Raw genomic sequence first — 26,959 nt, 5'->3', positions numbered from 1 at the left:
GCTCTTGCCCCACCACTCGGCACCTCGCTTAGGCTCGGTGTGCCCGTAATCCGCCAGCGTGGTTTAACGGGGCGCTTGAGATCAAAAGCAGATCAAGATCAAGAGCGGCTCGCTTCGCATCGTAGTTACCGTTGCTACAGCCGGCCTGCCACTGCATTTGGCGTGTTAATTGCTTCAATGGCTGACAATCGGCCGCTCGTTACAACTTCTCGCGCGCCTATTGCATCGTTGTCGAGGTCAGCGTCATGAACCCGAACACTCAGTATTCGACCCTTGCCGTCCCTGCAACACGTCGGTTTGATTATTGGAAAGAGGTGGTCTGTCGCCATTGCCTGGCAGCCGATAGCAAACCCTTGTCCCAGAGCCGCTTTGATGGCTCGCTCACCCTTAATACAGTCGGCGCGCTGGACATTTGTACGCTGTCTTCGCCGCTGCATTACTGGGAGCGTTCCGAACAGCACCTGCGCAGCGGCCCGGCTGAAGATTTATGGTTGGGTTTCGCTCGAAAGGGCCATGGGCAAATCGAGCAAGGCTCAAGAAAAGCCAACCTGGCCACGGGCAATTTGTTTCTTTATGACGCAACCCAGGCGTTTCGCTTTAGCCTGGGTGGTACCGAAAACCACTTGATCCGTATTCCCAGAGCGTTGCTCACCGAGCGCCTGCCGCGTATTGCCGAGTACACCGCGATGGTCCTCGACGACCGGCGCCCAGGTGTCGTGCCCTTGCGCGAAATGCTGCACCAGGCCGCGAGCACGCCTGCGTCGCTGCAGGATGAGCGCATCTCCAATCGTTACTCAAGTGCTGTGCTTGATCTGCTTGTGATCAGCCTGGAATTGCAGGACCTGAAAACCAGCCATCAGGAAATGGACCTCTACGGCCGCATCATGCAGTACATCCAACGCCACCTGACCGAGCCGGACCTGTCGATTGAAGCCATCGCCAAAGCCCACAACGTGTCCACCCGCACCGTTACGCGGGCCTTCGCCCGCTACCAAAAAACCCCCGTTGCAGAGATCTGGAAAGAGCGCCTGAATGCCAGCCGAGAAGCGATCGAGCGGGGCCAGGTGCGCTCGGTGTCTGAGGCGGCGCTGGACTTCGGATTTTCTGACTTTTCTCATTTCAGCCATGCGTTTCGCAAGGCGTTTGGCGTGGCACCGAATACGCTTTTGCGCCGCGATTGAAATTGGCGGGGTAGTGCAACTGCGCTTCCATGGCGTCATGAAGGAGTCTGACGACCTCGATCACGTCGTCGTTTGCCCCACGATAGAACACGATATGGCGTGGGTTTTTGACCGTTCCTTGGTTTGTTTGGCCTGCTGGCGTGAATAGACGAGGTGATCGCTGCGAAGGCCCGGTGCGCAGTGCCCCAATTTTGGCGGTGTCTTCGGCGACGCGCTGCTCCACTAAACGTAAACCTTCTGCATCCACCCGTAATAAAGCAACCTGCAGATTGATTTGAAGATTGATATGCCTGACTGTGCGTGGGAGAAGGCGCGATGTGTGCTTGAAATCGATCGGCATGTTCAATGCCTATCCATATTTGCGTTTAGAGGCATCCAGAGAGGTTTCAATGCCCTACGAGTTAGAAAATCGCTTGGTGATCGGCGTCGCTTCCAGCGCTGTGTTTGATTTGCTGGCATCGGACGCAGTGTTTCAGAGACAGGGGGAGGAGGAATACCGCAAGTTTCAGCAAAAAAATCTTCACGTCCCGCTTCCTAAGGGGATAGCGTTCCCCTTCATCAAGCGCTTGCTGTCAGTGAATGACCTGAGCGTCGATCCTACGGATCCGCTCGTTGAGGTCATACTGCTTTCGCGCAACGATCCTGATACTGGGCTGCGCGTGCTGAAGACTATCGAGCACTACGGCCTTGGGATGACACGGGCGATTTTCATGCAGGGAAAATCCCCTTATGAATACATACCTGCTCTGAATATCGCTTTATTTTTGTCGGGTGACAAAAAAGACGTGGAAGCGGCTATCAAGGCCGGGTACCCGGCTGGCCAGGTGCTCGATTCAAAATTCGAAGACGACGAAACGGATAAAACCCTACGCATCGCGTTCGACTTTGACGGCGTCCTTGCCGGTGATGAGTCCGAAACAATCATGCAGGCCTCTGGATTGTCTGAGTTCCATGCGCATGAAGTGAAGAACGTTATGCAGCCCCATAACCCGGGCCCGCTGAAGGAGTTCATGGTGCGGATATCCAAAATCCAGTCGGTCGAGGAGCAACATAAAAAGCTCAATCCTGACTACGAAAACCGCATACGAGTCTCAATCGTCACAGCCCGCAATGCGCCGTCTCATGAGCGTGCAATGAATACACTCAAAAGTTGGGGTGTCATGGCTAACGACGCATTCTTTCTGGGTGGCATCGAGAAAGGCAGGATTTTAGGTGTATTGAAACCGCACATCTTCTTTGATGATCAATCTGGGCACCTACAATCGACTAGCGCAGTTGCGCCATCTGTGCACATTCCTTTCGGCATTACCAACCATGGTGCGACAGTGGTTGCGCTGGATTCTGAAGCGGATCAGGTCCGGCAGGAGGTGTAACGCGCAGGCTTGAGCGCGCAGTGTCACAGGCGTTCGTATCGGTTCTGTGCTGCGAAGAGTCCTCGCCACTCACATTATCAGTCGGAACGATATAAGCGATAAGCGCGGAGCCAGCTTTCACCGCTGACTGAAGACCAAATGAAACGTTATCAGCAAATCTGGCTGACGGGTTTTCTCAAGCTGCAGACTCGGCGGCTGGCTGTCCGGGAAGTGTTCGACGCGGTCAATGCCGCGGGCGAAACGAAGAACGTGCGGCTGTCCTATTGCTTCACGTCAGACCGCGTATGCTCAGGATAAGGGCATCACGGCGCGTGACAGCACTGCCGAGTGAAGCGCCGCTCAGGCGGCGCTCGCGATAGCGTGCTGGCCAGGGATGGCGCCAATCAGCTCACGGGTGTAATCGCTGGTCGGGCGGTTGAAGATGCGCTCCACCGAACCCTGTTCGACCACCCGGCCATTGCGCAACACCAGCACCTCATGGGCGAAGTTGGCGACCACCGACAAGTCGTGGGACACCAGCACGTAGGCGATGCCCATGTCCCGTTGCAGCTCTTGCAGCAGTTCAAGGATGTGCGCCTGCACGGACACGTCGAGGGCACTGACCGGTTCATCCAGTAGCAATAGATCCGGTTTCAGCGCCAGGGCGCGGGCGATGGCGACCCGTTGGCACTGGCCGCCGGAAAGCTCGCGCGGCAGGCGATCGAGGAAACTCACCGGCAAATGCACGCGACTGATCAGCTCGCGCGCGGCCTGTTCCAGGGCAGGGCCCTTGAGCAAGCCGAACGACACCAGCGGTTCGACGATGCTGTCGAACACTGTGAAGCGTGGGTCCAGCGCCGCAAACGGGTTTTGTTGCACCAGTTGCAGGCGCTGGCGCAGCGGGCGGAAGTCGCGCCAGCTGAGGTCGGTGACGTCCTGTTGCTCGAACCACACCCGCCCGCGGCTGGGTTTTTCCAGGCCGAGGGCGATGCGCAGCGCGGTGCTTTTGCCTGAGCCGGACTCGCCGACAATCGCCAGGGTCTGCCCGGGGTAGACCTGCAGGCTGAGGTCCTCCAGCGCGACAAAGGTCGCGTCTTCGCCCTTGACCTTGGGCAGCGCGAACGTCTTGCCAACGTTTTGCAGCTGCAGGATCGGCGGCTGCGTCGGAGCCGGCCGGGCCAGCGGCTGGCGGCGCGTGGCGAACGCTGGCGCCGCGGCGATCAAGGCGCGGGTGTAGTCATGCTGCGGCGCGCCGAGAATCTGCCGTGGTGCCCCTTGCTCCACCACTTGTCCCTGTTGCATCACTAGGACGCGGTCGGCGCGATCCAGCGCCACGCCAAGGTCATGGGTGATGATCAGCAAGGAAATTCCGCGCTCACTGACCAGCCGTTTCAGGTGGTCGAGGATCTTGCGCTGCACGGTGACGTCGAGGGCACTGGTCGGTTCGTCGGCGATGATCAAGCGTGGGTTGCCGGCCAGGGCGATGGCGATCAGCACACGCTGGCGCATGCCCCCGGAGAGTTCATGCGGGTACTGGCGCGCGCGCAGTACCGGCTTGGCGATACCGACCTGTTGCAGTAGCTCGACGATATCCGCATCGACGCCGGGGTAGCGCTTGCCCTTGGCCAGGATCAGCGCTTCGGCAATCTGCTGGCCAATGCGCAGGGTCGGGTTGAGGCTGACCATCGGGTCCTGGGGCGCCAGGCCGATGGTGCGCCCGCGCAGGCCGCGTCTCTGGCGTTCGCTGGCGTGGGTGAGGTCGTTGCCGTCCACCCACAGCTCGCCGGCGCTGATGGTTGCGCTGCCCGGCAACAGGCCGAGAATCGCGTTGGCCAGGGTGGATTTACCCGAGCCGGACTCGCCGACAATCGCCAGCGTCTCGCCTTGGGCGATGGTCATTGACAGCTGGTTTACCGCCAGGTTGCCGTGCCGGTAGCTGACACTCAGCTGGCGAACATCAACTAAAGCATTCATCGCTGAACCTCCTCGAACGTGCGGGCAATGTGGTTGAGGCTGAACACCACCGCGACCAGGAACAGGCCGGGCAGCAACGACACCCAGGGGGCGGTGATCAGAAAGTGCCGACCGTTGGCGATCAACGTGCCCCATTCGGCGGCCGGAGGCGCGGCGCCAAAACCGAGAAAACTCAGGCCGGCGGTGGCGAGGATGGCTGCACCGAAATCCAGGGTCGCCAGTACCGCCACTGGGCCCCATGCGTTGGGCAGGATGTGCCGCAGCAAGGTGCGGCCCCAGCTGGCGCCGCCCAGGCGTGCGGCTTCCACGTACGGCAGGGTCTTGACGCGCAGCACTTCGGCGCGGGTGGTGCGGGCGAACCCGGGGATAATCCCGACGCCCACGGCGATAGCCACCGGCACCGTGCCGAAGCCGATGGCGGTGACAATCGCCAGGGCCAGCAGCAAGCCGGGCAAGGCGAGCAACACGTCGACAAACCGCATGATTACCGCGTCGATACGCCCACCGGCAAAGCCGGACAGAATGCCCAGCCCGAGCCCGCCCAACAACGCGATCCCCACCGCCAGAAAGGCCGCCAGCACCGACAGGCTGGAGCCGTAGACCATCCGGGTGTACAGGTCGCGGCCCAACTCGTCGGTGCCGAACCAGTGGGTCAGGTTCGGCGCCGTGAGCTTGACCGCAGGTGCGGTGGCATAAGGGTCGAAGCTGGTCAACCACTGCGGCGCCACGGCGGCGAGCAGTGAAAACAACACAATCAACACCGCCAGGCTAAAGCCCGGTCGCCGCAGCAAGGGCATGACCGCCGCCGTGGCACGTTGTCGGCGGGTGCGGCGTTGCCAGAGTGGGGGCGTAAGGCCGAGGTTTTGCTCAAGGATCGTCATGGTCTAGGACACCTTTGGCGTGTGGGAAATGCGCGGGTCGAGCCACGGGTACAGCAAATCCACCAGCAGGTTGACCAGCACAAAGGCTGCCGCCGACACCGCGACAATCGCCAGCACCACCGGGATGTCCTGGCGCAGCACAGCCTCCTGGGCCAGGCGGCCGATGCCGGAGCGGGCGAAGATGGTTTCCACCAGCACCGCACCGGACACCGTGTTGCCCACCTGCAGGCCGATCAGGGTGAGAATCGGCAGCGCCGCGTTGCGAAACCCATGGCGCGCCTGCACCTGGCCACGGCTCAGGCCCTTGGCGTAGGCGGTGACGATATACGACTCCTGCCACACTCCCTGGAAGCTGCGCTGCAGCACTTGGGCATACACCGCCGCACTTGGAATCGCCAGGGTGATCGCCGGCAGCACCAGGCTTTCAAAGCCCCGGCTGCCGGTGGCGGGGAACCAGCCGAGGCCGAAGGCAAACACCTGTATCAGCAACAGGCCCATCCAGAACACCGGCACCGAAAACCCCAGGGAAGGCAGGCGCGCCAAGGCTTTTTTCAGCGGTTGCCAGCGAATGTAGGCGGTCAGGTAGGCCAGGCCGATGCCGCCGACCAACGACAACACAATCGCCAGGCCGGCCAAGGACAGGGTTTGCGGCAGGCGCTCGGCGAGTAACTCGGATACCGGGCGGTTCAGCGACAGGGACTGGCCGAAGTCGCCGTGCAAGGCGCCCAGCAGCAGGTCGACATATTGCTCGAACAGGCCCTTGTCCAGGCCATAATAGGCCCGCGCCTTGGCCAGGTCGGCCACCGACAGTGAATCGGCCTCCATGCCCGAAGCACTGAGCATGATCGACAGCGTGTCGCCCGGCAGCAGATAGAGGATCAAGTAGGTGATGCTATAGGCCCCCCACAACACCAGCAAGGCCTGGCCGACGCGTGCGATCAGGTAGCGGCTCATGGTGTGCCGATCTCGATATCACCCAGCAGCGCGAAGCCCTCGGCAGTCCAGCGAAAGTTCTTCACCTTCGGCGACGTTGCCGCCTGCCACACGCGCTCGTACACCGGGAACGCCGAGCTTTCGTCGATCAGAAGGTCCTGCAGGTCGCCATAGGCGGCGGCACGCTGTGCGCCTTGGGTGGCCGTAATGCCGGCATCGAACAAGCCCTTGGCTTTTTCCAGGGTGGCCGGTTCGTAGGTGTTAGTGGCCACGGTGGAACTGTTGGCGCTACGCGGGTCGAGGATGGTTTGCAGGATGATCGGGTCAGCGCGAGTCATGTAGTTGATGGTCAGGTCGTAGTTGCCCGCGGAGTTGTTGGCCACCCATTCGGCGCGGGTCACCACGCTGAGCTTCAGTTCGATGCCGACCTTGCGCAGTTGGTCCTGAATCAGCACGTCACCCGCGGTTTCGGCCGGGCTGATGTTGTAGCTCAGGCTCAGACGCTTGCCGTTTTTGCTGCGGTAACCGTCCGCGCCCTTGGCCCAGCCGGCTTGATCCAACAGTTTTTCGGCAGCTGCCGGGTCGTAGCCGAGCTTGCTGCCCTGGCTTTTGAAGTAAGGCGTGGTCACGTCAAAGATGCCATCCACCACTGGGAACTCGGCGTTATATACGGTGCTGGCGTAGCTCTTGCGGTCGATGGACTTCTGCACGGCCAGGCGCACTTGTTGATCGGCGAGGATGCGCTCGCCACGGGTGTTGGGGTACAGATTCAGCGCCGGGCCCGGCAGCGAGCGGCTCTGGATGGTCGCGCCCTTGGACTGGAACAGCTTGAGGTCGACCTCCGAAAACGGGTTGCGTGGCCACAGGATGTCGGCCTTGCCCTGCAAGAACAGGCCGTTGCGCACGCTCTCTTCGGGGATGTAGCTGATGTCGACGGCGTCCAGGTGTGCCTCACCCGGGTTCTTCATATTCGCCGAGGGCCACGCGTAACCCTTGCGTTTTGTCAGGCGCGCGCCGACTTCCGGGGTATAGCTGGCCAGCACAAACGGCCCGGTACCGATGATCTTGCCCAGAGAGCGTTCCTTGACCGTGAGTGCATAGGACGCGGGCGCAAGGATTGCCAAGTTGGTGGTAGAAGTGGCTTGTAAAAAGCCCGCGTTGGGTTTAGCCAGTACCAGCTTGACGGTGAAGTCGTCGACCACTTCGGCGTGGTCATAACCTGCCAGGTAGGTGGCGCCGAAGGTCGCCGGCAGTTGGGTGGCCAGTGCCTTGTCGCTGTCGAACGCGGTTTTTACCGCGTTAGCGTCGAAGCGCTCGCCGTTGCTGAACGTCACGTTGTCGCGTAAGTGAAAGGTGTAGGTCAGCGCGTCGTCACTGATCTCCCAGCTCTTGGCCAGCCAGGGGATGATCTTGCCGGTTGCCGGGTCCTGGTCGGTGAGCGACTCGGCGACATTGCGCAGCAGAACGCGGTGTTCCAGCCAGTACACCTGGAATGGGTCGACGCTGACCAGGGTGGTGTTGTCGCCAAAAAATGCAATGTTCAGGGTTTTGTTCGCTTGCGCCTGGTCACCCGAAGGTGAGCAGGCGGCCAGGCTGATCGCCAGGGCGCAGGGGGCCAGCAGACGGCTCATCAAGTTGGAGGTGTTCAATGGGGTGCCCTCGTTTGGCGATGTGAATCAGAAGTCGTAGGCCAGCTTGGTGTAGTCGCGGTCCTTGAGGTTGTTCAGCGGGTAGTAGCCGTCAGGAAACACCTCCGGCACCGCCGCGCGGCCGGTGGGCGGGTACCGCCGCCAGCAGCGAACCGGTCAACAGCGACAGGTGGAATTTTTTCAGCGGGGCGGGATGAGAAATATCGGGCATATCGAGAGAGATCCATGTCGGGGGTACGTCCTCCGCCAGGCATGGGGTCGGTCTGTGAAGTGAAGATATCTCTATAAAAAACTGCGGGGAAAGTCTTTTTTAGAATAAGCTAATTATTAGATATTGTTATCTTGTGGTTTTATAAGATCACCTATTTTTATTACCCGGCTGGCGCGGCGTGTCGGCTCGCCGTTGGATGTGCGCGACGTCATCGCCTGTCATAATCCACCCGTCTCACCCCTAAATCCCACACGGAGTCCATGCCATTGATGGTGCTGTTCAATCGATTGAGCGCGTTTTCCATCCAGGCGCGCAGGGCACTGAAGCTGGTCTGGGGGACGTCGCGCCCCTTATTCATAGGCCTGCTGCTGGCCACCATCGTTGCAGGTCTGTTGCCTGCGCTGGCTGCCTGGATCGGCCAGCGTATTGTCGATGGCGTGGTGCATGCGATGCAGATTCATGCAGCCGGCAGCCAGGCACCCGTGTGGCCAGTGATGCAATACGTGCTGGCCGAGGCGGGCGTGTTGGGGCTGCTGGCCGCCGCTCAGCGTGCGTTGTCAATGCAGCAATCGTTGCTGCGGGTGCAGTTGGGGGTGAAGGTCAACCTGATGATTCTGGAGAAGGCCCAGACCCTCTCGCTCACGCAATTTGAAGACGCCGAGTTCCACGACAAGCTGGTGCGCGTGCGCCAGGGCGCGTCGACACGGCCGCTGAGCCTGGTCACCAAGGGCCTGGGGTTGGTGCAGAACCTGATCTCGCTGGTCAGCTTTGCCGTGTTGTTAGTGCACTTTTCGCCGTGGGCGCTGGTGATTCTGGTGGTCGGCGCCTTACCGGTTTTCTTCGCCGAGACGCATTTCTCGGGCAATGCGTTTCGCCTGTTCCACCGGCGTGCGCCGGAGACCCGTCAGCAGAATTACCTGGAATCGCTGCTGTCCCACGAGACCCATGCCAAAGAGGTCAAGCTGTTCGGCCTGGCGCCGCTGTTCCTCAAGCGCTACCGCGACAACGCCCGACGCTTGTACGCCGAAGACCGCCAGTTGACGGTGCGCCGGGATGCCTGGGGCTTTGCCCTGGGCCTGCTGGGCACCGCGGCGTTTTATGTGGCTTACGCCTGGGTGGTGCTGGACACCGTGCGCGGCCAGACCAGCCTGGGGCAGATGACCATGTACATCGTGCTGTTCAAGCAGGGGCAAAGCGCGATCACCGCCAGCCTCAGCGCGATTGCCGGCCTGTATGACGACAGTCTGTTTCTCTCAGACCTTTATGAGTACCTGCTAACCCCAGTGGTCGTGCCGAGTGGCCGGCTTACCCAGGGCGCGCGTCCCGGCGACGGTCTGCGTTGCGAGCACGTGGGGTTCAGTTACCCCGGCGCTGAGGGGCCGGCATTGACTGACATCAACCTGCACTTGGCGCCGGGGCAAAGCCTGGCCCTGGTGGGCGAGAATGGCTCGGGCAAAACCAGCCTGATCAAACTGCTCACGCGCCTGTATACCCCGCACGAGGGGCGTATTCTGCTGGATGGCAGCGACTTGCAAGACTGGGATGAACAGACACTGCGCCAGCGCATTGGGGTGATTTTCCAGGATTACATCCGCTACCAGATGACCGTCGGCGAGAACCTTGGCGTGGGTGACGTCGATGCGCTGAACGACGAGGTGCGTTGGCGCAAGGCTGCAACCCAGGGGGTGGCCGCCGGGTTCATCGAACGCCTGAGCAAGACCTACGGCACACCGTTAGGGCGCTGGCTTGGCGGCCAGGAGTTGTCGGGTGGGCAATGGCAGAAGGTTGGGTTGTCACGCGCATATATGCGCCAGGAGGCGGATCTGCTGATTCTTGACGAGCCGACGGCGGCGCTGGACGCCGGCGCCGAGGCGGCGGTGTTCGAGCACTTTCGCGAACACGCCAAGGGCCGCATGACGTTGTTGATTTCCCATCGATTCTCCAGCGTGCGCAATGCCGACCACATCATCGTGCTGGACGGCGGGCGAATCCTGGAGGAGGGCAGTCATCACCAACTGATGGCGGCGGGTGGACGCTATGCCGAGTTGTTCGATGTTCAGGCGCGGGGGTATCGCTAGGTCCCGAGCGCCACGCCCGACGATACCTCCAGGGTATCCCTCCAGACTTTATCCATATTGGACGCCCCCCTACCCAAGCGTCAGCCTGAGCCCAATAACGATAAAAGAGTCGCGACCATGACCGTGCTATTGAGTGAGCGCAGCCAGATTTTCCAGGGCGCCGATGCCTACGCGGTGTCGGACTACGTCAACCAGCATGTGGGCAGCCACTGCATTCGCCTGCCTCCCAGGGGCCAGCCCCGGGCAAGTATCAGCCATCGCACCTTCGCCAGCCTGGACCTGTGCCGCATCAGCTACGGCGCACCGGTGCGGGTCACGTCGGTGGCGCTGGAGACCATCTACCACCTGCAGATCCTCTTGAGCGGGCATTGCCGCTCCAACTCCCGTGGCGAGGATGATGTGTTCGGGCCGGGGGAAATCCTGCTGATCAATCCGGACGACCCGGTAGACCTGACCTATTCCGCCGACTGCGAAAAATTCATCATCAAACTGCCGGTGCGCCTGCTGGAAAACGCCTGCCTGGAGCAGCACTGGAGCCTGCCGCGGGCGGGGGTCCGCTTCACGACGGCCCGCCACGCGCTCAGTGAAATGGGCGGCTTCCTGCCGTTGCTCGGGTTGATCTGCCATGAGGCGGAAAACGCTGCCGAGCCCCACATGCAAGGCCTGTACGAACGCATCGTGGCCAACAAGCTGCTGGCATTGCTGGGCAGCAATGTGTCGCGGGTGCCCCCCCGGGCTGCCCACGGCGGTGGGTTTGAAGCGGTGCACGAATTTATCCAGCAGCACCTGGGCGATGACATCAGCGTCGAGCAGTTGATGGCCGTGGCCAACGTCAGTGAACGTTCGCTGTACAGCCTGTTTGAGCGCCAGGTGGGGCTGTCGCCGCGCGATTACGTACGCCGCTGCAAGCTCGAACGCGTACATGCACGCTTGCAACTAAGCAGCACGCGCAGCGTGACCGAGGTGGCTTTGGACCATGGGTTCATGCACCTGGGGCGGTTTTCCGAAGCCTATCGCAAACGCTTCGGCGAACTGCCGTCGCAGACCTGGAAACGCCATCGTTAAGCGACGTGCGCCTGGCGGATAGCGATGTGCAGGCAGCGGATATTGACGGGCAGGGCGAGCACGTACGGTGAGGGCGCCTGATACAAGAACAACGGAGGGCCCGCCCCATGATCAGTACACTCGACCGACTCGCCTGCCAATTGCGCGAGTCCGTACAGGAAGACCCCGCCACTGGGGTGTTCCGCTGCCGCCGCGACATCTTCACCGACCCCGACCTGTTTGCCCTGGAGATGAAACACATCTTCGAAGGCGGCTGGATCTACCTGGCCCATGAAAGCCAGGTGCCGCAGATCAACGATTACTTCACCACCTGGATCGGCCGCCAGCCGGTGGTCATCACCCGTGACAAGCACGGCGCGCTGCATGGCCTGGTCAACGCCTGCGCGCATCGCGGCGCCATGTTGTGCCGGCGCAAACAAGGCAACAAGGGCTCATTCACTTGCCCCTTCCATGGCTGGACGTTCAGCAACGCCGGCAAGCTGCTCAAGGTAAAGGACGCAAAGACCGGCGCCTACCCGGACAGCTTCGACTGCGACGGCTCCCATGACCTCAAGCGCCTGGCGCGCTTTGAAAACTACCGCGGTTTCCTGTTCGCCAGCCTCAGCGATGCGGTGCCGGAACTCAGCGATTACTTGGGCGAAACCCGCGTCATCATCGACCAGATGGTCGACCAGGCCCCTTTGGGCCTGGAGGTGCTGCGCGGCAGCTCATCCTATGTCTATGACGGCAACTGGAAGCTGCAAATCGAAAACGGCGCCGACGGTTACCACGTCAGCTCCGTGCACTGGAACTACTCGGCGACCATGGGCCGGCGCAACTACGACGCCGAAGGCACGCGCACCGTCGACGCCAATGGCTGGTCGAAAAGCCTGGGCGGCGTCTACGCCTTCGACCACGGGCATATCCTGCTGTGGACGCGCCTGCTTAACCCCCAAGTGCGCCCGGTGCACGCTCACCGCGAGGCCTTGGCCGAACGCCTGGGCCAAGCGCGCGCCGACTTTATCGTCGACCAGACCCGCAACCTCTGTCTCTACCCCAATGTGTACCTGATGGACCAGTTCTCGACCCAGATCCGCGTGGTGCGGCCCCTCGCCGTGGATAAAACCGAAGTGACAATCTATTGCATGGCGCCCATCGGCGAAAGCGCCCAGGAGCGCGCCACGCGGATTCGCCAGTACGAAGACTTCTTCAATGTCAGCGGCATGGGCACCCCGGATGACCTCGAGGAGTTCCGCGCCTGCCAGACCGGTTACCAGGGCGCGAGCACCCTGTGGAATGACTTGAGCCGTGGCGCCAAGCAGTGGGTCGAGGGTGCGGACGAAAATGCCTTGGCCATGGGTATGCAACCGCAGCTCAGCGGGGTCAAGACCGAGGACGAGGGCTTGTTTGTGCGCCAGCATGCGCACTGGGCCCAAAGCCTGCAGCGTGCAATCGAGCGCGAACAGCAAGGGCTGATAGCCAGCGACTGTGAGGTGCTGCCATGAGTCTTGCCCGGGACCACCTGCTGGATTTTCTTTACCGTGAAGCGCGCCTGCTCGACGACCGCCAATGGGATGAATGGCTGGCCTGCTATTCGCCCAAGGCCGAGTTCTGGATGCCCGCCTGGGACGATCACGACACTCTTACCGAAGACCCGCAGCGCGAAATCTCGCTGATCTACTACCCCAACCGTGACGGCCTGGAAGACCGCATCTTTCGCATCAAGACTGAGCGCTCCAGCGCCAGCACGCCCGAGCCGCGCACCGTGCACATGCTGTGCAACCTCGAAGTGCTGGCCGACGACGGCGCGCAGGTGGACCTGCGTTTCAACTGGCACACCCTCAGCCACCGCTACAAAACCACCGACAGTTATTTCGGTACCTCCTTCTATCGCCTCGACATCCGTGCCGAGCAGCCGCTGATAACGCGCAAGAAGGTGGTGCTGAAAAACGATTACATCCACCAGGTCATCGACATCTACCATATCTGAGGACACCGCCATGACGTATGCCATCGCCTTGAACTTCGAGGATGGAGTGACCCGCTTCATCGACTGCAAGGTGGGAGAAAAGGTGCTCGATGCGGCCTTCCGCCAACGCATCAACCTGCCCATGGACTGCTCGGACGGCGTGTGCGGCACCTGCAAATGCCGCTGTGAAACCGGCGCCTACGACCTGGGCGACGACTTTATCGACGACGCCCTGAGCGCCGACGAAGCGCAGGCGCGCCAGGTGCTGACCTGCCAAATGGTGCCGCAGTCCGACTGCGTGATCGCCGTGCCGGTGCCGTCCAGCGCCTGCAAGACCGGCACCACGCACTTTGCCGCGACGCTGGCCGGCATCACCCGACATGCCGATGCGGCGCTGGAGGTGAGTTTCGAACTGGACCAGGCGCCGGTATTCCTGCCCGGCCAGTACGTGAATATCAGCGTGCCCGACAGTGGGCAGACTCGTGCTTACTCCTTCAGCAGTCCCCCGGGCGACCCGCGCGCCAGCTTCCTGATCAAGCACGTGCCCGGCGGGTTGATGAGCGGTTGGCTCGAGCGCGCCCAGCCGGGCGACAGCGTGGCGATCACCGGCCCACTGGGGAGTTTCTACCTGCGTGAGGTGGCGCGGCCGCTGCTGTTACTGGCCGGTGGTACCGGCCTGGCGCCGTTCCTGTCGATGCTTGAAGTGCTCGCGCAGCGCCAGGAAACCCGCCCGATCCGGTTGATCTACGGCGTAACGCGGGATCAGGACCTGGTGATGATTGAGGCGTTGCAGGCTTTTACCGCGCGTTTGCCCGACTTCAACCTGGTGACCTGCGTGGCTGATCCGCACACCACTCACCCGCGCCAGGGCTATGTGACCCAGCACATGGCCGACGAAGCCCTCAATGGCGGCGATGTCGACGTGTACCTGTGCGGCCCGCCGCCGATGGTCGATGCGGTGCGCGAGCACTTCAAGCAGCAAAGCGTGACCCCGGCCAGCTTCCATTACGAGAAATTCACCCCTAACGCCGTCGCCACGTGCGATGCCGCCTGAGGACTGCCGCATGACTCAACGGTTTAACAACAAGGTCGCGCTGGTTACCGGCGCTGCGCAAGGCATCGGCCGACGTGTCGCCGAACGCTTGCTGGAGGAGGGGGCCTGGCTGGTCGCGGTGGATCGCTCCGAGCTCGTGCATGAATTGCAGCATGAGCGAGCGCTACTGCTGACCGCCGACCTGGAACAATACAGCGAGTGCGCACGGGTAATGGCCGCCGCCACGGCGCGTTTCGGGCGCATAGACGTGCTGGTCAATAACGTCGGCGGGACCATCTGGGCCAAGCCTTTTGAGCATTATGCCGAGGCTGAAATCGAGGCCGAAGTGCGCCGCTCGCTGTTCCCTACGTTGTGGTGCTGCCATTGCGTGCTGCCCTATATGCTGGAGCAGGGCGCGGGCGCGATCGTCAACGTGTCTTCCGTGGCCACACGCGGGGTCAATCGCGTGCCCTATGGCGCAGCCAAGGGCGGCGTGAATGCCTTGACGGCCTGCCTGGCCCTGGAGACTGCAGGCAGCGGGATTCGCGTCAACGCCACCGCGCCCGGCGGCACCGAGGCACCGCCACGGCGCATCCCGCGTAACAGCCACCCGCAGAGCGAGCAAGAGCGTGTGTGGTACCAGCAGATCGTCGACCAGACCCTCGAGAGCAGCTCGATGAAACGCTACGGCAGCATCGACGAACAAGCTGGCGCAATTCTGTTCCTGGCCTGCGACGAGGCCTCCTACATCACCGGCGTGACCTTGCCGGTGGGCGGCGGCGACCTCGGCTAAGGCTTTTTTCATCAGATGACATGGACTTTCCTTTTCAAACCATTCGAGGCATGCACTCAGGTGTGCCCCAATGGAGCAATCCACTGGAGATGGATGGGTCTTCATGGTCTATGAAAAGGCAGAAATGATCAGATAAACAGCTGCCAGACGGCCACTAGAGACTCTCAGGATCCCCAAAAAACATCTGAATCCTCGACCTCAACCACCGCTCCCCCGGATCATTATCCTGCGAACCCCGCCACGCCATATGCAGCTCAAACGAGCGCACCGGCAACGGCGGGTCTTCGGCCCGCAACCCACCCGCCGAGGTCAATGCTTCCGCCGCATAATCCGGCACGGTGGCCAAAATGTCCGTACCCGCCAGCAACGTACCCAGGCCATTGAACTGCGGCACCGCGAGTACAACGTGGCGCTTGCGGCCGAGTTTTTCCAGCTCTTCATCGATAAACCCGCTCAAGTCGCCGGCAAAGGAGACAAGGGCGTGGGGGCGCGAGCAGAAGTCATCCAGGCTCAGCGAGCCGGGCACGCTGTCGGCGCGCAGCAGTTTGGGCAGGCTGCGGCGCAGTACCTTGCGTTTGGCGTTGGCGGGCAGGTCGGCGGTGTAGCTGACGCCGATGGAGATTTCGCCGGAGGCCAGCAGGCCGGGCATCAGGATGTAGTTGACGCGGCGTACCACCAGCACGATGCCGGGGGCTTCGGAGCGCAGGCGTTTGAGCAGTTGCGGGAGCAGGGCGAATTCCACGTCGTCGGACAGGCCAATGCGAAACACGGCGGTGCTGGTGGCCGGGTCGAATTCGGCGGCGCGGCTGACGGCGGTGGAGATCGAGTCCAGGGCCGGGGAGAGCAGGGCGAAGATTTCCACGGCGCGGGCCGAGGGTTCCATGCTGCGCCCGGTGCGCACGAACAGGGGGTCATCGAACAACCCGCGCAGGCGTGACAACGCTGCGCTGATGGCCGGCTGGCCGAGGAACAATTTCTCGGCGGCACGGGTCACACTGCGCTCATGCATCAAGGTTTCGAATACGATCAAGAGGTTAAGGTCGACACGACGCAGGTCGTTACGGTTCATCTTGTGTCCTGGAAGAGTCAGCAAACTTGATGTGAGCGGTCACGTAGCAACCCCTGAGGTTCGATTCAGAAGGATGACCGGCATGAATCTTACGGGGAAAGGCTGGTACTCTGCACCGGCTAATTGATTTTTCCTACGATAGTTGAGGGGTGTTCCTCCTTCGCGGAATCAATGACAGGCATGTCGACTATTAATGGTGACCGGTGGTCTTACCCCCAAAGCCCAGATAAAGTTCATGGCATTAGAGGTTACTTTGACGAGGTTTGCGATGTCCCGCACGATCCGTTTTCACAAGTTTGGTCCGGCCGAGGTGCTCAAATGCGAAGAGCATGCAGCCGCACAGCCCGCACCGGGCGAAGTGCAGGTGCGTGTCGACGCGATCGGCATCAGTTGGTACGACGTTCTGTGGCGCCAGAACCTGGCGTCTTCCCATGCACGCCTGCCTTCTGGCCTGGGCCATGAAATGGCCGGTGTGGTAGTCGCCCTCGGCGACGGCGTGGATGATTTGGCAGTGGGCGATAAGGTGGCCAGTTTTCCGGCCGAGAGCCCCAATGATTACCCGGTGTATGGCGAGCAGATCGTCTTGCCCCGTTCGGCCCTGACCCGTTACCCGGATGTCTTGAGCCCGATTGAAGCCAGCGTGCATTACACGCCGCTGCTGATTGCGTACTTTGCCTACATGGACCTGGCGCGGGTCAAGCCCGGCCAGTTTGCCCTGGTGACCGACGCCAGCCACTGTGCCGGCCCTTCGTTTGTGCAGCTGGGCAAGGCCCTGGGTGTACGGGTGATTGCCGCCACCAAAGACAGTGCTGAACGTGAATACCTGCTGTCTCTCGGGGCGGAAAAGGTCATCGTGACCGAAGAACAAGACCTGCTGATGCAGATCAACAAGTTCACGGACAACCGTGGCGTCGACGTGGTGTTCGATGGCTTGGGAGGCCCGCAGATGTCGCTGCTTGGGGACGTCCTGGCGCCGCGCGGCAGCCTGGTGCTGTATGGCCTGCAAGGTGGCAATCAGACGCCATTCCCGGCCTGTGCGGCGTTCCAGAAGAACATTCAGTTCTTTGTGCACTGTATCGGCAACTTCACCGGCAAGCCGGAGCTGGGCATTATCCAGGACCAAGTGGCGTTGCAGCGTGCGTTGCGCGATATCAACCAGCTGACGGCCGACCGTGTGCTTGTCCCACTGAAAACCACGGTATTTCCGTTCAGTCAGTTCGTCGAAGCGCACCGATACATGGATGAATGCCCGTGCCGCGAACGGGTGGCGTTGCAGGTTGAAGCTGTTTGAGCTGTAGGAGTATTCGCAAATGAATACTCCGGCGCCTGAGCTGATGAGGCAAATGCGCCATTTGACAGGGCTTAACCCGCACCGGGGTTGAGCCGCCGCAGGGGCGTTCTACCCCGCAAACAATACCGTTATTGCCATGCGCCGCCCTGAAATCCAGTGCGGCGCTCTTGTGTGGGCGTCATTCAAGTGGGGCTGGCAGGTCATCTGAACTGCTTTTTGACGCTGTTCTGTATCTGTTAATCATTATTTGAGTGCCGATAATTGAGTCTTCATTGTCATCTCAAGGATTGAGCCATGATTGATTACACGGCAGTTGCGTCACGCACCTTCAGAACTAACGAGGCTCGGATTGTTTTTTTCGGCAAGTGCAAAACGAATACCCTTTTGCTTTACGCGCAGCCCAGGTGCGCAGGTGATTAATATTCGTCGGACAATTCTCTAATTGCTTAGTTAAAACAGTGTAGGACGTTGTCGGAACATTCCTAAGGCTAACAGCTGTTTCGCTGGAGCCCGCGCAGGCGCTGGATTCTCCGGCGGAGCAGCCATGGGCGCCTTCAATGCTCTCACCTGCGCTTTTGTTGCAAGGTGCTAATGTTGACTCAAACTTGTGCTGCGCAATGGAAGACAAGCCTACAGATGTAATAGGTCGAGCAACGCTGTTTGGTAGTTGCTTGAAACTGATATTTCAACTCAGGTAGTAGAACGATGAGCACTATTCATGAACAAGCCATGAGCTATGTTTACCAGCAAGTTCTGCAACGTTTAATCGGGCACTTTACGCGCGCCGAACGAACGTCACTTCAATTGCTCGTTCAGCGAATCGTGGTGGCCGCAGGCGGCATGGAACAAGTGGGCAATTACAAAGTACTGATCGCCCATGGTGGCGGCGAAGTGAGCAGCTACACCCTCGCGTTGCTGCGTGCGGCGCAACTGACCATTGCCGGACGCTCGCCCAAGACTTTTCAGATACGGGTGGCAACATTGCGGCATGCGGGTATGACTCAAGCAACGCTCGACTCACTGAATCAAGGCTACGCAGCGCTGTTCTTCCATGACGACCCCCGCGTAGAGCTGTTGATGGTGGAAAACCATGAGGTGCTGCCATTTAACCATCAGCGCCCGGCGTCCAATGCCGCTCGGGAAATCAGCCAGCGTAACAAGCTGATGATCGGGCACCTGACATCCGGCGATATCCGCGCCGCCCTGTGCGATGACACGCTCCTGGCCCTCGGCGATTTCTATCAACGGGTCGCTACCTGGAACGGCGGCGTACACGCCTTGGTCAGCGGTGACTCAGCGCGCAAGCAAAGCCAATACATCGCGTGGCTGAAAAAAAGCGCGCTGGCGACCGGCCTTGCCTTTGCGCCCGCTAAGCCATCGTCGCTCAATGCATGGTTTGCACGCATGGAGGAGTGGAGTGTGGGTTGCTATCGCGACGTCTATGGCGAGCACTATGCGGGCAACGAAAGTCCGGGCCGGGGCTGGCATCGTCATTTGGCCTATATCGGCATCGCCGACTTGCTCAAAGACGCCGACGTCGGGCATGCGCCACTGCTCACCGGGTTCCTCGCCCACAAGCGGGACCCGTTCGAGTTCCATTTCAGCCATCCAGCCTATCCCAACCCAATGCTCATGGCGCATTTGCACGGCGTGCAGGCCCAGTGCCTGCGTGAGCTTTCCTACGAACATGGCGTCGCGGGGTTTGTTCGGCGTGCGGCGGACTTCCTGCATCGCAGGCACGTGCCGGTCGCGCTGATCAAAGAAGCGTCCGGGCGAGAAGGGCAGTTGCTGTCCACCGCCTACATCCAGGAGTTCTCGGGTCTGGACGACAGCCAGCTGACCTGCCTGTTATTTGCACCCTTTGTTCAGCATGGCGAGCGGTTGGAGAGTTTCTTGCGTCAATGCCATCCCGGCATGCTGGTAGCGCTCCCCGAACTCCACAAGGCACTACAGGGCAAACCCGCAGCGGACATCCTGCATCAGTGGCTGGTAGATACCAGTGGGTTGCCGCTGCCGCTGTTGCAGCACCTGTATCGTAAGCGCCCGCTGTTGGAAGGACGCGGCACGCGGGCGCGCAAACGAGCTTTCGCGCGGCCCGAGGCGCGCGTCGCCCAAGTGTCGGGGCGTTAGCAACGTGTGTCCGCCAATGAACGCCGGTGAGCAACGATGAACCTTCGGGGGGAGCGGCAAGTAGACTTTGCCTATCAGGCGGTATACCGCTACATGATCAACCTGATCAACGAAGTCAGCCGGGAAACGCCGGTGAAACTGCCGTCCCTGCGGCAGTTATCGACGCGCATGAATGTGTCGATCTCGACGATTCAGTACGCCTATTCGTTGCTGGAAAAGGAAGGCCGAGTGTACTCGGTGGCCAAATCCGGCTACTTCGCTTGGCCCGTGGCTGCAAACGCGCCCCTTATGGCCGGTACTGATTTGCTCGAGCGCTTGTACACGGCTGCACGGCGCCCGGCGATGGTGGTACTCAGTGGTGATGAACCGGCGCTGTTGGGGTCGGTGGATGGCGCCTTGCTGGCGCTGGAACGCCAACTGGTACGCCGGTATCCCCATCACCTGCAACCTTCGCAACCCTGCGGTGTGTGGGAGTTGCGCGCTGCCTTGGCCGCCCGCTATACCTCGTCGCCCACCCGCTGCTGGCAAGCGGATGAGGTGTATGTGGGGGCGGACCTTCAAGGCGTACTGGGCATCCTCATTGATGCCCTGGGCCTCAAAGGCACCGTGGTGGTGGTTGAATCGCCCTGCGATTACCTGGTGTTGCGCCTGCTACAGGCCGCTGGCGTACGGGTTATTGAATGGCCCTGGCGTGCCGACGGCCGTCCGGACCTGGCCACATTGGAGCACCTGCTGCGCCATGAACCGGTGCACCTTGTGCTGCTCTCATCCGTGGTCAGCATGCCCTCGGGTAACACCATGACCGAACCCGAGCGGCTGCACGTAGCGCGACTGCTCGACCAGCACGGCTGCTGGTTGCTGGAGAACGATACCTTCGGTGACCTGAGCTTTGCGCCGCCCGGGCCGGCCTTGCGCAGCCGGGTCAACCCAGAGCGGCTGATCGTGTTTTCTTCGTTCGAAAAGGTGTTGGGCCCGGAAGCCCCCTTTGGTTACCTGCTGGCGCGGCAGATGAGCAGTGAATTGCAGCGCCAATTCTTGCTGCGTTCATTTCGACTGTCTGCTATCCGACAACGCGCCATTGCCCGGCTTTATGAGAGTGGGCGGTTTGACCAGCACCTGCAGACGCTGCGTCAGCGCCTTCACGAGCAGGCCCATGCCATGAGTCACCGCTTGGATGTGCGTCTGCAAGGGCGTGTGCATTACCGCATGCCCGTGGCCGGGGCGAGTTTTTGGTTGCAGTCGACGGCGCCGGTGGACATGCGCCTGGTGTTTCAGCGCATGCTCGCCCAGCAGGTGGTGATTGCCCCGGGCGAGCTGTTCAGCCTCAGTGGTTTGCATCACCAGCATATGCGCTTGAGCCATACCTTTAGTGGCCATCCCAACCTCGACATCGCCCTGGATACGCTGGCGCAGTCACTACGGCAGGCGCAGACTGAGTAGGAGCGAGCTTGCTCGCGAAAAACGTCAACGATAACGCGCGCTGCCTGAATAAACGCGGCGCTTGTGAGTTTTTCGCGAGCAAGCTCGCTCCTACAACTATCCAATGTGGGAGCTGGCCTGACAGCCGGTCAGGCCGAGTGCATATCCTCACCTCAATTATGCGAAATTTCTCTTCAGGCTGTCGGATCGATACCGTCGCGCAGTAGTCCAAGTCTCAGTAAACTGTCATTTTTTCCGAATCCTTCTTTTCGAGGTTTATGCATGACTATCAGTCCTTTTGCGGGCAAACCGGCGCCAGCCCAGTTGCTGGTGGATATCCCGCGACTGGTCACGGCCTACTACACCGGCCAGCCTGATGCAGCGATCTCCACTCAGCGCGTGGCTTTTGGTACCTCCGGGCACCGTGGCAGTTCGTTCGAACTGAGTTTCAACGAGTGGCATGTGCTGGCTATCAGCCAGGCCATCTGCCTGTACCGCGAAGCCCAGGGCATCACGGGCCCATTGTTTGTCGGCCTGGATACCCATGCATTGTCGACGCCAGCCGGTGCCAGTGCCTTGGAAGTCCTGGCGGCCAACGGCGTGCACGTGATGCTGGCCGAGGGCGATGAGTACACGCCGACGCCGGCGATTTCCCACGCCATCATTTGCTACAACCGTGGCCGTACCAGCGGCCTGGCGGACGGCATTGTGATTACACCGTCCCACAACCCGCCGCAAAGTGGCGGCTACAAGTACAACCCGCCTAACGGTGGCCCAGCCGATACTCACGTCACCAAGTGGATCGAAGCCAAGGCCAACGAACTGCTCGCCAACAAGTTGGCCGGGGTCAAGCGCATCACTCACGCCCAGGCGCTCAAGGCAGACACCACCCATCGCCATGACTACCTCAACAGCTACGTGGCCGACCTGATCAACGTGATCGACATGGACGCGATCCGTAGCGCCGACCTGCGCTTGGGCGTGGATCCATTGGGCGGAGCAGGGGTGCGCTATTGGTCGGCGATTGCCGAGCACTACCGCTTGAACCTGGAGGTGGTGAATACCGAGGTCGACGCAACCTTCCGCTTCATGAGCGTCGACTGGGATGGCCAGATTCGCATGGACCCGTCTTCCAGCTACGCCATGCAAAGCCTGATCGGGCTCAAGGAACGCTTCGACGTTGCGTTTGCGTGTGACCCGGACCACGACCGCCACGGCATCGTCACGCCCTCTGGTGGCTTGCTGGCGCCCAACAACTACCTGGCGGTGTCCATCGACTACCTGTTCCAGAACCGTCCGGACTGGCGTGCCGACGCGGCCGTAGGCAAGACCGTGGTCAGCAGCGGCCTGATCGACCGCGTCGCAGCGCGCATCGGCCGTCGCCTGTACGAAGTACCGGTGGGCTTCAAGTGGTTTGCCGATGGCTTGTTCGAAGGTTCGTTGGGGTTTGGCGGCGAAGAAAGCGCCGGCGCCTCGTTCCTGCGCAAAGACGGCAGCGTGTGGAGCACCGACAAGGACGGCCTGATCCCGGCCTTGCTGGCCGCAGAAATGACCTCGCGCAAAGGCCAGGACCCGAGCCAGTTCTACCGTGGCTTGACCGATGCCCTGGGTGAGCCGTTCGCCATTCGCGTGGATGCCAAGGCCACTCCAGCGCAAAAAGCCCTGCTGGGTAAACTGTCGCCGGAGCAGGTCACGTCCACGCAATTGGCCGGGGAGAGCATCCAGCAGATCCTCAGCCATGCGCCGGGCAACAACCAAGCGATTGGCGGTTTGAAAGTCATGACCGAAAACGGCTGGTTTGCCGCACGGCCTTCGGGCACTGAGGACATCTACAAGATCTACGCCGAGAGCTTCATTGGCGAAGAACACCTCAAGCAACTGGTGGAAGAGGCGCAGGTGTTGGTCGATGGTGCAATCAGCCAATAACTGACACTGTATGTAGGAGCGAGCTTGCTCGCGAAAAACGTCAACGATAACGCGTGCTTCTGAATGAACGCGGCGTCGGTGAGTTCTTCGCGAGCAAGCTCGCTCCTACATGATCAGGCCAGGTCTACCAGCACAATTTCGCTGTCTTCAATCGCCGTCACCCGCAATACCTCTTCATCCTCCACCGCCACACCGTCTCGCGCCTTTGCCTGCACACCATTGACTTCAATCACGCCCGTGGCGGGCACCAGGTAGGCACGGCGACCGCTGTCCAACCGGTACTCCGCGCTTTCCCCGGCCTTCAGGTTCGCCGCCACCAAGCGTGCATCCGCACGAATCCGCAAGCTTTCAATGTCGCCAGCCTTACCACTGGCCAGCGTTACAAAGCCCTCGCGGTGGCCTTGTGGAAACGGTTTGGCGCCCCAGGACGGCGGCAAGCCAGCCTCATTGGGAATGATCCAGATCTGAAAGATCTTGGTGGGCGTAGCCTCCAGGTTGTACTCGCTGTGGGCAATGCCGGTGCCTGCACTCATTACTTGCACGTCGCCGGCTTCGGTGCGGCCTTTGTTACCCAGGCTGTCGGCATGGCTGATGGCCCCTTCGCGCACATAGGTGATGATTTCCATGTCGCGGTGCGGGTGCTGGGGAAAGCCGCTGCCGGGGGCGATAATGTCGTCGTTCCACACCCGCAGGTTGCCCCAGTGCATGCGCTGGGGGTCGTGGTATTCGGCAAAGGAAAAGTGGTGATGAGCGTCAAGCCAGCCATGGTGGGCGCCGCCCAGTGTGTTGAAAGGTCGAAGTTCAAGCATGATCGTCTCCTGTTGATGGGCCTATCATCCAGCAGCGCATGATCGAGAAAAAGCGTAAAAAACGCCTGTTTATGATTCATTTATTCGATGGTTAACCCCGGTGTTCACTTTCACTTCATCGCCTAACTGCATGACAGCAAAGCATTTGGCTGGAACTGAGCGGCGTTTCCGGCGACCATGACGGCTTGGTCAAAACAAGCTCACCGCAGGAGTCCGCGTGTCGCAACAACAGCCTGATCTACCTCCCGAACTGCGCCCCTTGGCTGAAATGCCGCTGTTGAAGCGGCTTGCCGCTCGCCTGTTCGGCCATGGCCTCACGCGTTTGCGTGCGCAACATCGGTTTTCCTGGTTGCATGGCCAGGCGGACGGCTTTCGCAGTGGGCATGAGGCGGGCGTTGAATACGGTTACCGCGAGGGCAAGGCCGATGGCATTGAAGAGGGCCGCCAGGTCCTGTTGATTCGTGACTTTCGCCCCGATGAGTACCGTGCGCCAGGCGTAGATGACAGCCTGTTCGACGATTGGCGGTTGCCGCTCACCGCAGAGCTGAAGAAACGCATGAAGGCCGATGTCGCACGCCTGCTGCCAGCCCACGCGCAGCCAAGTGCGGCGCAATGGAAGATGATCTTCAGCGACACGCCCTCGACCTCAGTGATTGCGGGCGCAGGCGCCGGCAAGTCGACGTCCTTGGTGCTGCGCATCCTGCTGCTCAGCCATTACCTGGGCTTTGAGCTAAGTTCCATGACGGTGGTGACGTTCACCCGCGAGTCGCGCAAGGACTTCATCAACAAACTCATGGAGATTCTCAGCCTGTGGGGCCAACCCCTTGGCATTAAAGAAGCTCAGGCGGTGGTGCGCACCTTTCATTCGCGCATCCTGCCGATGGTGCGCAGCCTGCCGGGCTTTGAACGGCTGCAAGCCTTTGAGAACCTCAATGGTGGTTTTGACGACGCCGACAGCAACGCTTTCGACCTGCGTATCAGCGACGCCCAGCGGCAACAGATGAACGCCTGTTATCACCGCTTGTATGGCCGCCATGAGCGCTTTCGCGAGTTGATAGCGCCGTTGGCACGCCATGGCCTCCAGCTCAAGGAGCTGGAGCGCGATCATCCGGACGTGCAAAAGCGCATGGCCGTGACTGAACTGGCCGCCAAGCGTGATGAAGAACTCTGTGATGTGATCGAAGACCTGTGGTTTCGCGCCGGTGCCTGGCCGATCAAAGGCATCGAGCCCAGCCGTCAGGTCTTTGAAATCAACGGCGCGCAATTTCATTGCCACGGCTATATCCCGGAGCTCGATGCCTGGGTGGTACTGGGGTTCGATGGGCGCGAAAACCCGCAGATCAGTCGGCCGAATTCGAAACTCTCGGTGCGTGCAGAATGGGCGGTGAAGCGCACGTTGTTTCAAGCTTTCTGCAATAAGCCGCTGATATGGCTGGATAATTACGAATCTTCCAAGCGCCTTTTGAGCAGCCTGGGCGGCGATGCTACGGCCGGGCCAGGCTTTGATTACAAGGTTAAAGGCGAGCTCGCTTCGGCGCCCCTGTTGGACAGTTTTGTCATGGCAGCCGGGTTTATCGAGAACCTTGGTTTGGATGTGCCTACGGCGGTTGGCCAGATGAGCTTCGCCAAAGACGACCCGGACCGGCTGTTCTTCGAGGCTCTGAGCATTTTCTGGAAGGCCCTGGAAGATCACCTGCTGGAACAATCGCCGCCGATCATGACCTACAACCGGATGTTCTCGCTATTTGGCGAAAACACCCCGGAGAACCTCAAGCTGCTCAGCGATCCGCTGTTGCGGCCGATGTCGCACCTGATGATCGATGAATTCCAGGACGTGTCGCCGCAGATCGTGTCCTGGATCCGCGCCAGCCTGCGGGAAATCCGCAGCCGCGGGCCGGCCATGCACGTCGGGCGTGGGGCGCAACGCTCATCCTTGTTGTGCGTGGGGGATGACTGGCAATCGATCTACGGCTGGCGCGGCAGTTCGCCCAAGTACTTCATGGAGTTCAACAAGGAGTTTGTTTCGCCCAGCACTACCCGCGTGATGCTGGGGGAGAACTACCGCAGCCACCAGCACATCATCGACGCCGCCGAACATATCGTACGCAGTGCACCGGCCATCCCGGGCAAGAAGGCCAGGGCCAGTGGCGAGCCCAAGGCATTGGTGCCCGTCACGGTGTTGGAACGTGACGACGCGGCACTGGGGCAGCGGTTGCTGAAGCACTATCAGCGGGGCGATTCAATCCTGATGCTTTATCGAAAAAGTAGCGATAAGTTATTGATTCAGGAACATATTCAGTCGGTAGTTAATGTTGATTCTAGCTTGGCGCCTCAGGCGCGCAGGCTTAAACAGCTGACTTATCACAGTGCCAAGGGCTTGCAGGCGGATGCGGTGTTTTTGCTGGGTGATTGTCAGCATGTCACCAGTTCGCCGTACAAGAATCAGGTGTATCGCATGGCGGGTTTGGGCAAGGATGGCGACAGCGAGCCTTATGACAATGCGCAGAGAGACGAAGTGTTGCGCCTGGCCTACGTGGGGATTACCCGGGCGGTCAGCCATTGTTATTGGTATGTGGAGAAGCCGGAAGGCCAGGGTGTGAATGTGCCGAGGGCGTCTGAGCGGGTGGATGGCAGGAAGGTGTTTTTTGATGATCAGCGTTCAGTGAAGGGGGCTGGCTGACCTGCGATGACGGCCTGCCAGCCGACGCCTATCTACCTGACACCCCAACGATCGAAAATGTGGGAGCTGGCTTGCCTGCGATTGCGGCCTGCCAGCCGGCGCCTATCTACCTGAAACCCCACGATCAAAAATGTGGGAGCGGGCTTGCTCGCGAAGACGGCCTCACAGTCGACACCGTTATACCGAGTGCATATCCATTCCTGCGGTAACGGCCGCTTAGGGTTCCGCTCTGACAGCGGCTCACTTTGCAAAAGCGGCAAAGTAAGCAAAACGCTCTTGCCCCACCACTCGGCACCTCGCCTAGGCTCGGTGTGCCCGAACGCAGGCTTGAATCCGTGGGCCGCCGCCACGCGCCATCCATGGCGCGGGGCGGCTAACCCGGCGTCCTGCCGGGTTACCCACGAATTCAAGCCTGCATTCGGCCAGCGTGGTTTAACGGGGCGCCTGAGATCAAGATCAAAAGCAGATCAAGATCAAAAGCAGATCAAGATCAAAAGCAGATCAAGATCAAGAGCGACTCGCTTCGCATCGTGGTTA

General features: G+C 60.7%; 20 protein-coding genes and 1 pseudogene. 14 read left to right on the top strand and 7 right to left on the bottom strand.

All coding sequences use genetic code 11. The annotated features are described in order from the left end of the window. Window positions 1–245: 245 nt before the first annotated feature. Window positions 246–1,181, top strand: coding sequence for a helix-turn-helix domain-containing protein (locus tag E1K68_RS14915; protein WP_003191111.1), 936 nt, complete (start codon window positions 246–248; stop codon window positions 1,179–1,181). On the opposite strand, the pseudogene E1K68_RS27850 reads toward E1K68_RS14915, so the two are convergent. Then, window positions 1,120–1,358 (bottom strand): annotated as a pseudogene (locus E1K68_RS27850) (hypothetical protein); the annotation flags it as partial. The gene E1K68_RS14915 and the pseudogene E1K68_RS27850 overlap by 62 nt on opposite strands. A 212-nt stretch (window positions 1,359–1,570) precedes the next feature. On the opposite strand from E1K68_RS27850, the gene E1K68_RS14905 reads away from it, so the two are divergent. After that, window positions 1,571–2,554, top strand: coding sequence for a 5'-nucleotidase (locus E1K68_RS14905; RefSeq protein WP_003191112.1), 984 nt, complete (start codon window positions 1,571–1,573; stop codon window positions 2,552–2,554). Window positions 2,555–2,692: 138 nt separating this feature from the next. Continuing rightward, the gene (locus E1K68_RS14900; protein ID WP_212614333.1) at window positions 2,693–2,851 is read left to right on the top strand and encodes a hypothetical protein; all 159 of its coding nucleotides are present in this window, start codon (window positions 2,693–2,695) and stop codon (window positions 2,849–2,851) included. Between the two features lie 42 nt (window positions 2,852–2,893). Here E1K68_RS14900 and E1K68_RS14895 read toward each other — a convergent pair whose 3' ends face one another. Genes E1K68_RS14895 through E1K68_RS14880 form a run of 4 tightly spaced genes read right to left on the bottom strand, consistent with a single transcriptional unit; the run spans window position 2,894 to window position 7,952 of the window. Then, complete coding sequence (locus E1K68_RS14895; protein WP_212614332.1) at window positions 2,894–4,507, bottom strand: ABC transporter ATP-binding protein; 1,614 nt, start codon at window positions 4,505–4,507, stop codon at window positions 2,894–2,896. Continuing rightward, window positions 4,504–5,388, bottom strand: a complete 885-nt coding sequence (locus E1K68_RS14890) for an ABC transporter permease (protein ID WP_003191115.1) — start codon at window positions 5,386–5,388, stop codon at window positions 4,504–4,506. Before E1K68_RS14890 ends, E1K68_RS14895 begins: the two co-directional genes overlap by 4 nt. A gap of 3 nt (window positions 5,389–5,391) precedes the next feature. Beyond that, a complete protein-coding gene (locus E1K68_RS14885; RefSeq protein ID WP_003191116.1) occupies window positions 5,392–6,342 on the bottom strand; it encodes an ABC transporter permease in 951 nt (316 codons plus the stop codon). Continuing rightward, entirely contained in the window at window positions 6,339–7,952 is a 1,614-nt protein-coding gene (locus tag E1K68_RS14880; protein ID WP_034135663.1) for an ABC transporter substrate-binding protein, read from the bottom strand. Before E1K68_RS14880 ends, E1K68_RS14885 begins: the two co-directional genes overlap by 4 nt. Window positions 7,953–8,450: 498 nt before the next feature. Here E1K68_RS14880 and E1K68_RS14875 point away from each other — a divergent pair, with 498 nt between their 5' ends. The 6 genes from E1K68_RS14875 to E1K68_RS14850 all read left to right on the top strand — a co-directional run bounded on the left by E1K68_RS14875 (window position 8,451) and on the right by E1K68_RS14850 (window position 15,098). Next, window positions 8,451–10,259, top strand: coding sequence for an ABC transporter ATP-binding protein (locus E1K68_RS14875; protein WP_212614897.1), 1,809 nt, complete (start codon window positions 8,451–8,453; stop codon window positions 10,257–10,259). A gap of 117 nt (window positions 10,260–10,376) precedes the next feature. Next, a complete protein-coding gene (locus tag E1K68_RS14870) occupies window positions 10,377–11,324 on the top strand; it encodes an AraC family transcriptional regulator (protein WP_003191119.1) in 948 nt (315 codons plus the stop codon). 107 nt (window positions 11,325–11,431) lie between these two features. After that, window positions 11,432–12,808, top strand: coding sequence for a Rieske 2Fe-2S domain-containing protein (locus E1K68_RS14865; protein WP_003191120.1), 1,377 nt, complete (start codon window positions 11,432–11,434; stop codon window positions 12,806–12,808). Further along, complete coding sequence (benB, locus tag E1K68_RS14860) at window positions 12,805–13,293, top strand: benzoate 1,2-dioxygenase small subunit (protein ID WP_169911985.1); 489 nt, start codon at window positions 12,805–12,807, stop codon at window positions 13,291–13,293. Before E1K68_RS14865 ends, benB begins: the two co-directional genes overlap by 4 nt. A 10-nt stretch (window positions 13,294–13,303) precedes the next feature. After that, window positions 13,304–14,326, top strand: a complete 1,023-nt coding sequence (gene benC, locus E1K68_RS14855) for a benzoate 1,2-dioxygenase electron transfer component BenC (RefSeq protein ID WP_212614331.1) — start codon at window positions 13,304–13,306, stop codon at window positions 14,324–14,326. A gap of 10 nt (window positions 14,327–14,336) precedes the next feature. Then, entirely contained in the window at window positions 14,337–15,098 is a 762-nt protein-coding gene (locus E1K68_RS14850) for a 1,6-dihydroxycyclohexa-2,4-diene-1-carboxylate dehydrogenase (protein WP_057709965.1), read from the top strand. Window positions 15,099–15,252: 154 nt separating this feature from the next. Here the strand turns inward: E1K68_RS14850 and E1K68_RS14845 are convergent, their stop codons facing one another. Beyond that, window positions 15,253–16,167: a LysR substrate-binding domain-containing protein gene (locus E1K68_RS14845; protein ID WP_034127379.1), complete on the bottom strand. Its 915-nt coding sequence runs from the start codon at window positions 16,165–16,167 to the stop codon at window positions 15,253–15,255. A 268-nt stretch (window positions 16,168–16,435) separates the two neighbouring features. Here E1K68_RS14845 and E1K68_RS14840 point away from each other — a divergent pair, with 268 nt between their 5' ends. From E1K68_RS14840 to pgm, 4 genes are all read left to right on the top strand, one after another. After that, window positions 16,436–17,458: a zinc-dependent alcohol dehydrogenase family protein gene (locus E1K68_RS14840; protein ID WP_003191130.1), complete on the top strand. Its 1,023-nt coding sequence runs from the start codon at window positions 16,436–16,438 to the stop codon at window positions 17,456–17,458. Window positions 17,459–18,163: 705 nt separating this feature from the next. Beyond that, complete coding sequence (locus E1K68_RS14835; protein WP_205884990.1) at window positions 18,164–19,588, top strand: hypothetical protein; 1,425 nt, start codon at window positions 18,164–18,166, stop codon at window positions 19,586–19,588. A 36-nt stretch (window positions 19,589–19,624) separates the two neighbouring features. Then, window positions 19,625–21,028, top strand: coding sequence for a PLP-dependent aminotransferase family protein (locus E1K68_RS14830; RefSeq protein ID WP_212614330.1), 1,404 nt, complete (start codon window positions 19,625–19,627; stop codon window positions 21,026–21,028). Window positions 21,029–21,289: 261 nt separating this feature from the next. Continuing rightward, complete coding sequence (gene pgm / locus E1K68_RS14825) at window positions 21,290–22,933, top strand: phosphoglucomutase (alpha-D-glucose-1,6-bisphosphate-dependent) (protein ID WP_212614329.1); 1,644 nt, start codon at window positions 21,290–21,292, stop codon at window positions 22,931–22,933. A 113-nt stretch (window positions 22,934–23,046) separates the two neighbouring features. Here pgm and E1K68_RS14820 read toward each other — a convergent pair whose 3' ends face one another. Continuing rightward, on the bottom strand, window positions 23,047–23,742 hold the full coding sequence (locus E1K68_RS14820; protein ID WP_212614328.1) for a pirin family protein: 696 nt from the start codon (window positions 23,740–23,742) through the stop codon (window positions 23,047–23,049). A 217-nt stretch (window positions 23,743–23,959) separates the two neighbouring features. On the opposite strand from E1K68_RS14820, the gene E1K68_RS14815 reads away from it, so the two are divergent. Next, complete coding sequence (locus E1K68_RS14815; RefSeq protein ID WP_212614327.1) at window positions 23,960–26,422, top strand: UvrD-helicase domain-containing protein; 2,463 nt, start codon at window positions 23,960–23,962, stop codon at window positions 26,420–26,422. Window positions 26,423–26,959 lie beyond the last annotated feature (537 nt).

Source organism: Pseudomonas sp. B2021, assembly GCF_018135665.1.
GTDB lineage: Bacteria > Pseudomonadota > Gammaproteobacteria > Pseudomonadales > Pseudomonadaceae > Aquipseudomonas > Aquipseudomonas lactis.
Note: the sequence above shows the minus strand (reverse complement) of the source record. Positions and strands in the feature narration are given on the sequence as shown.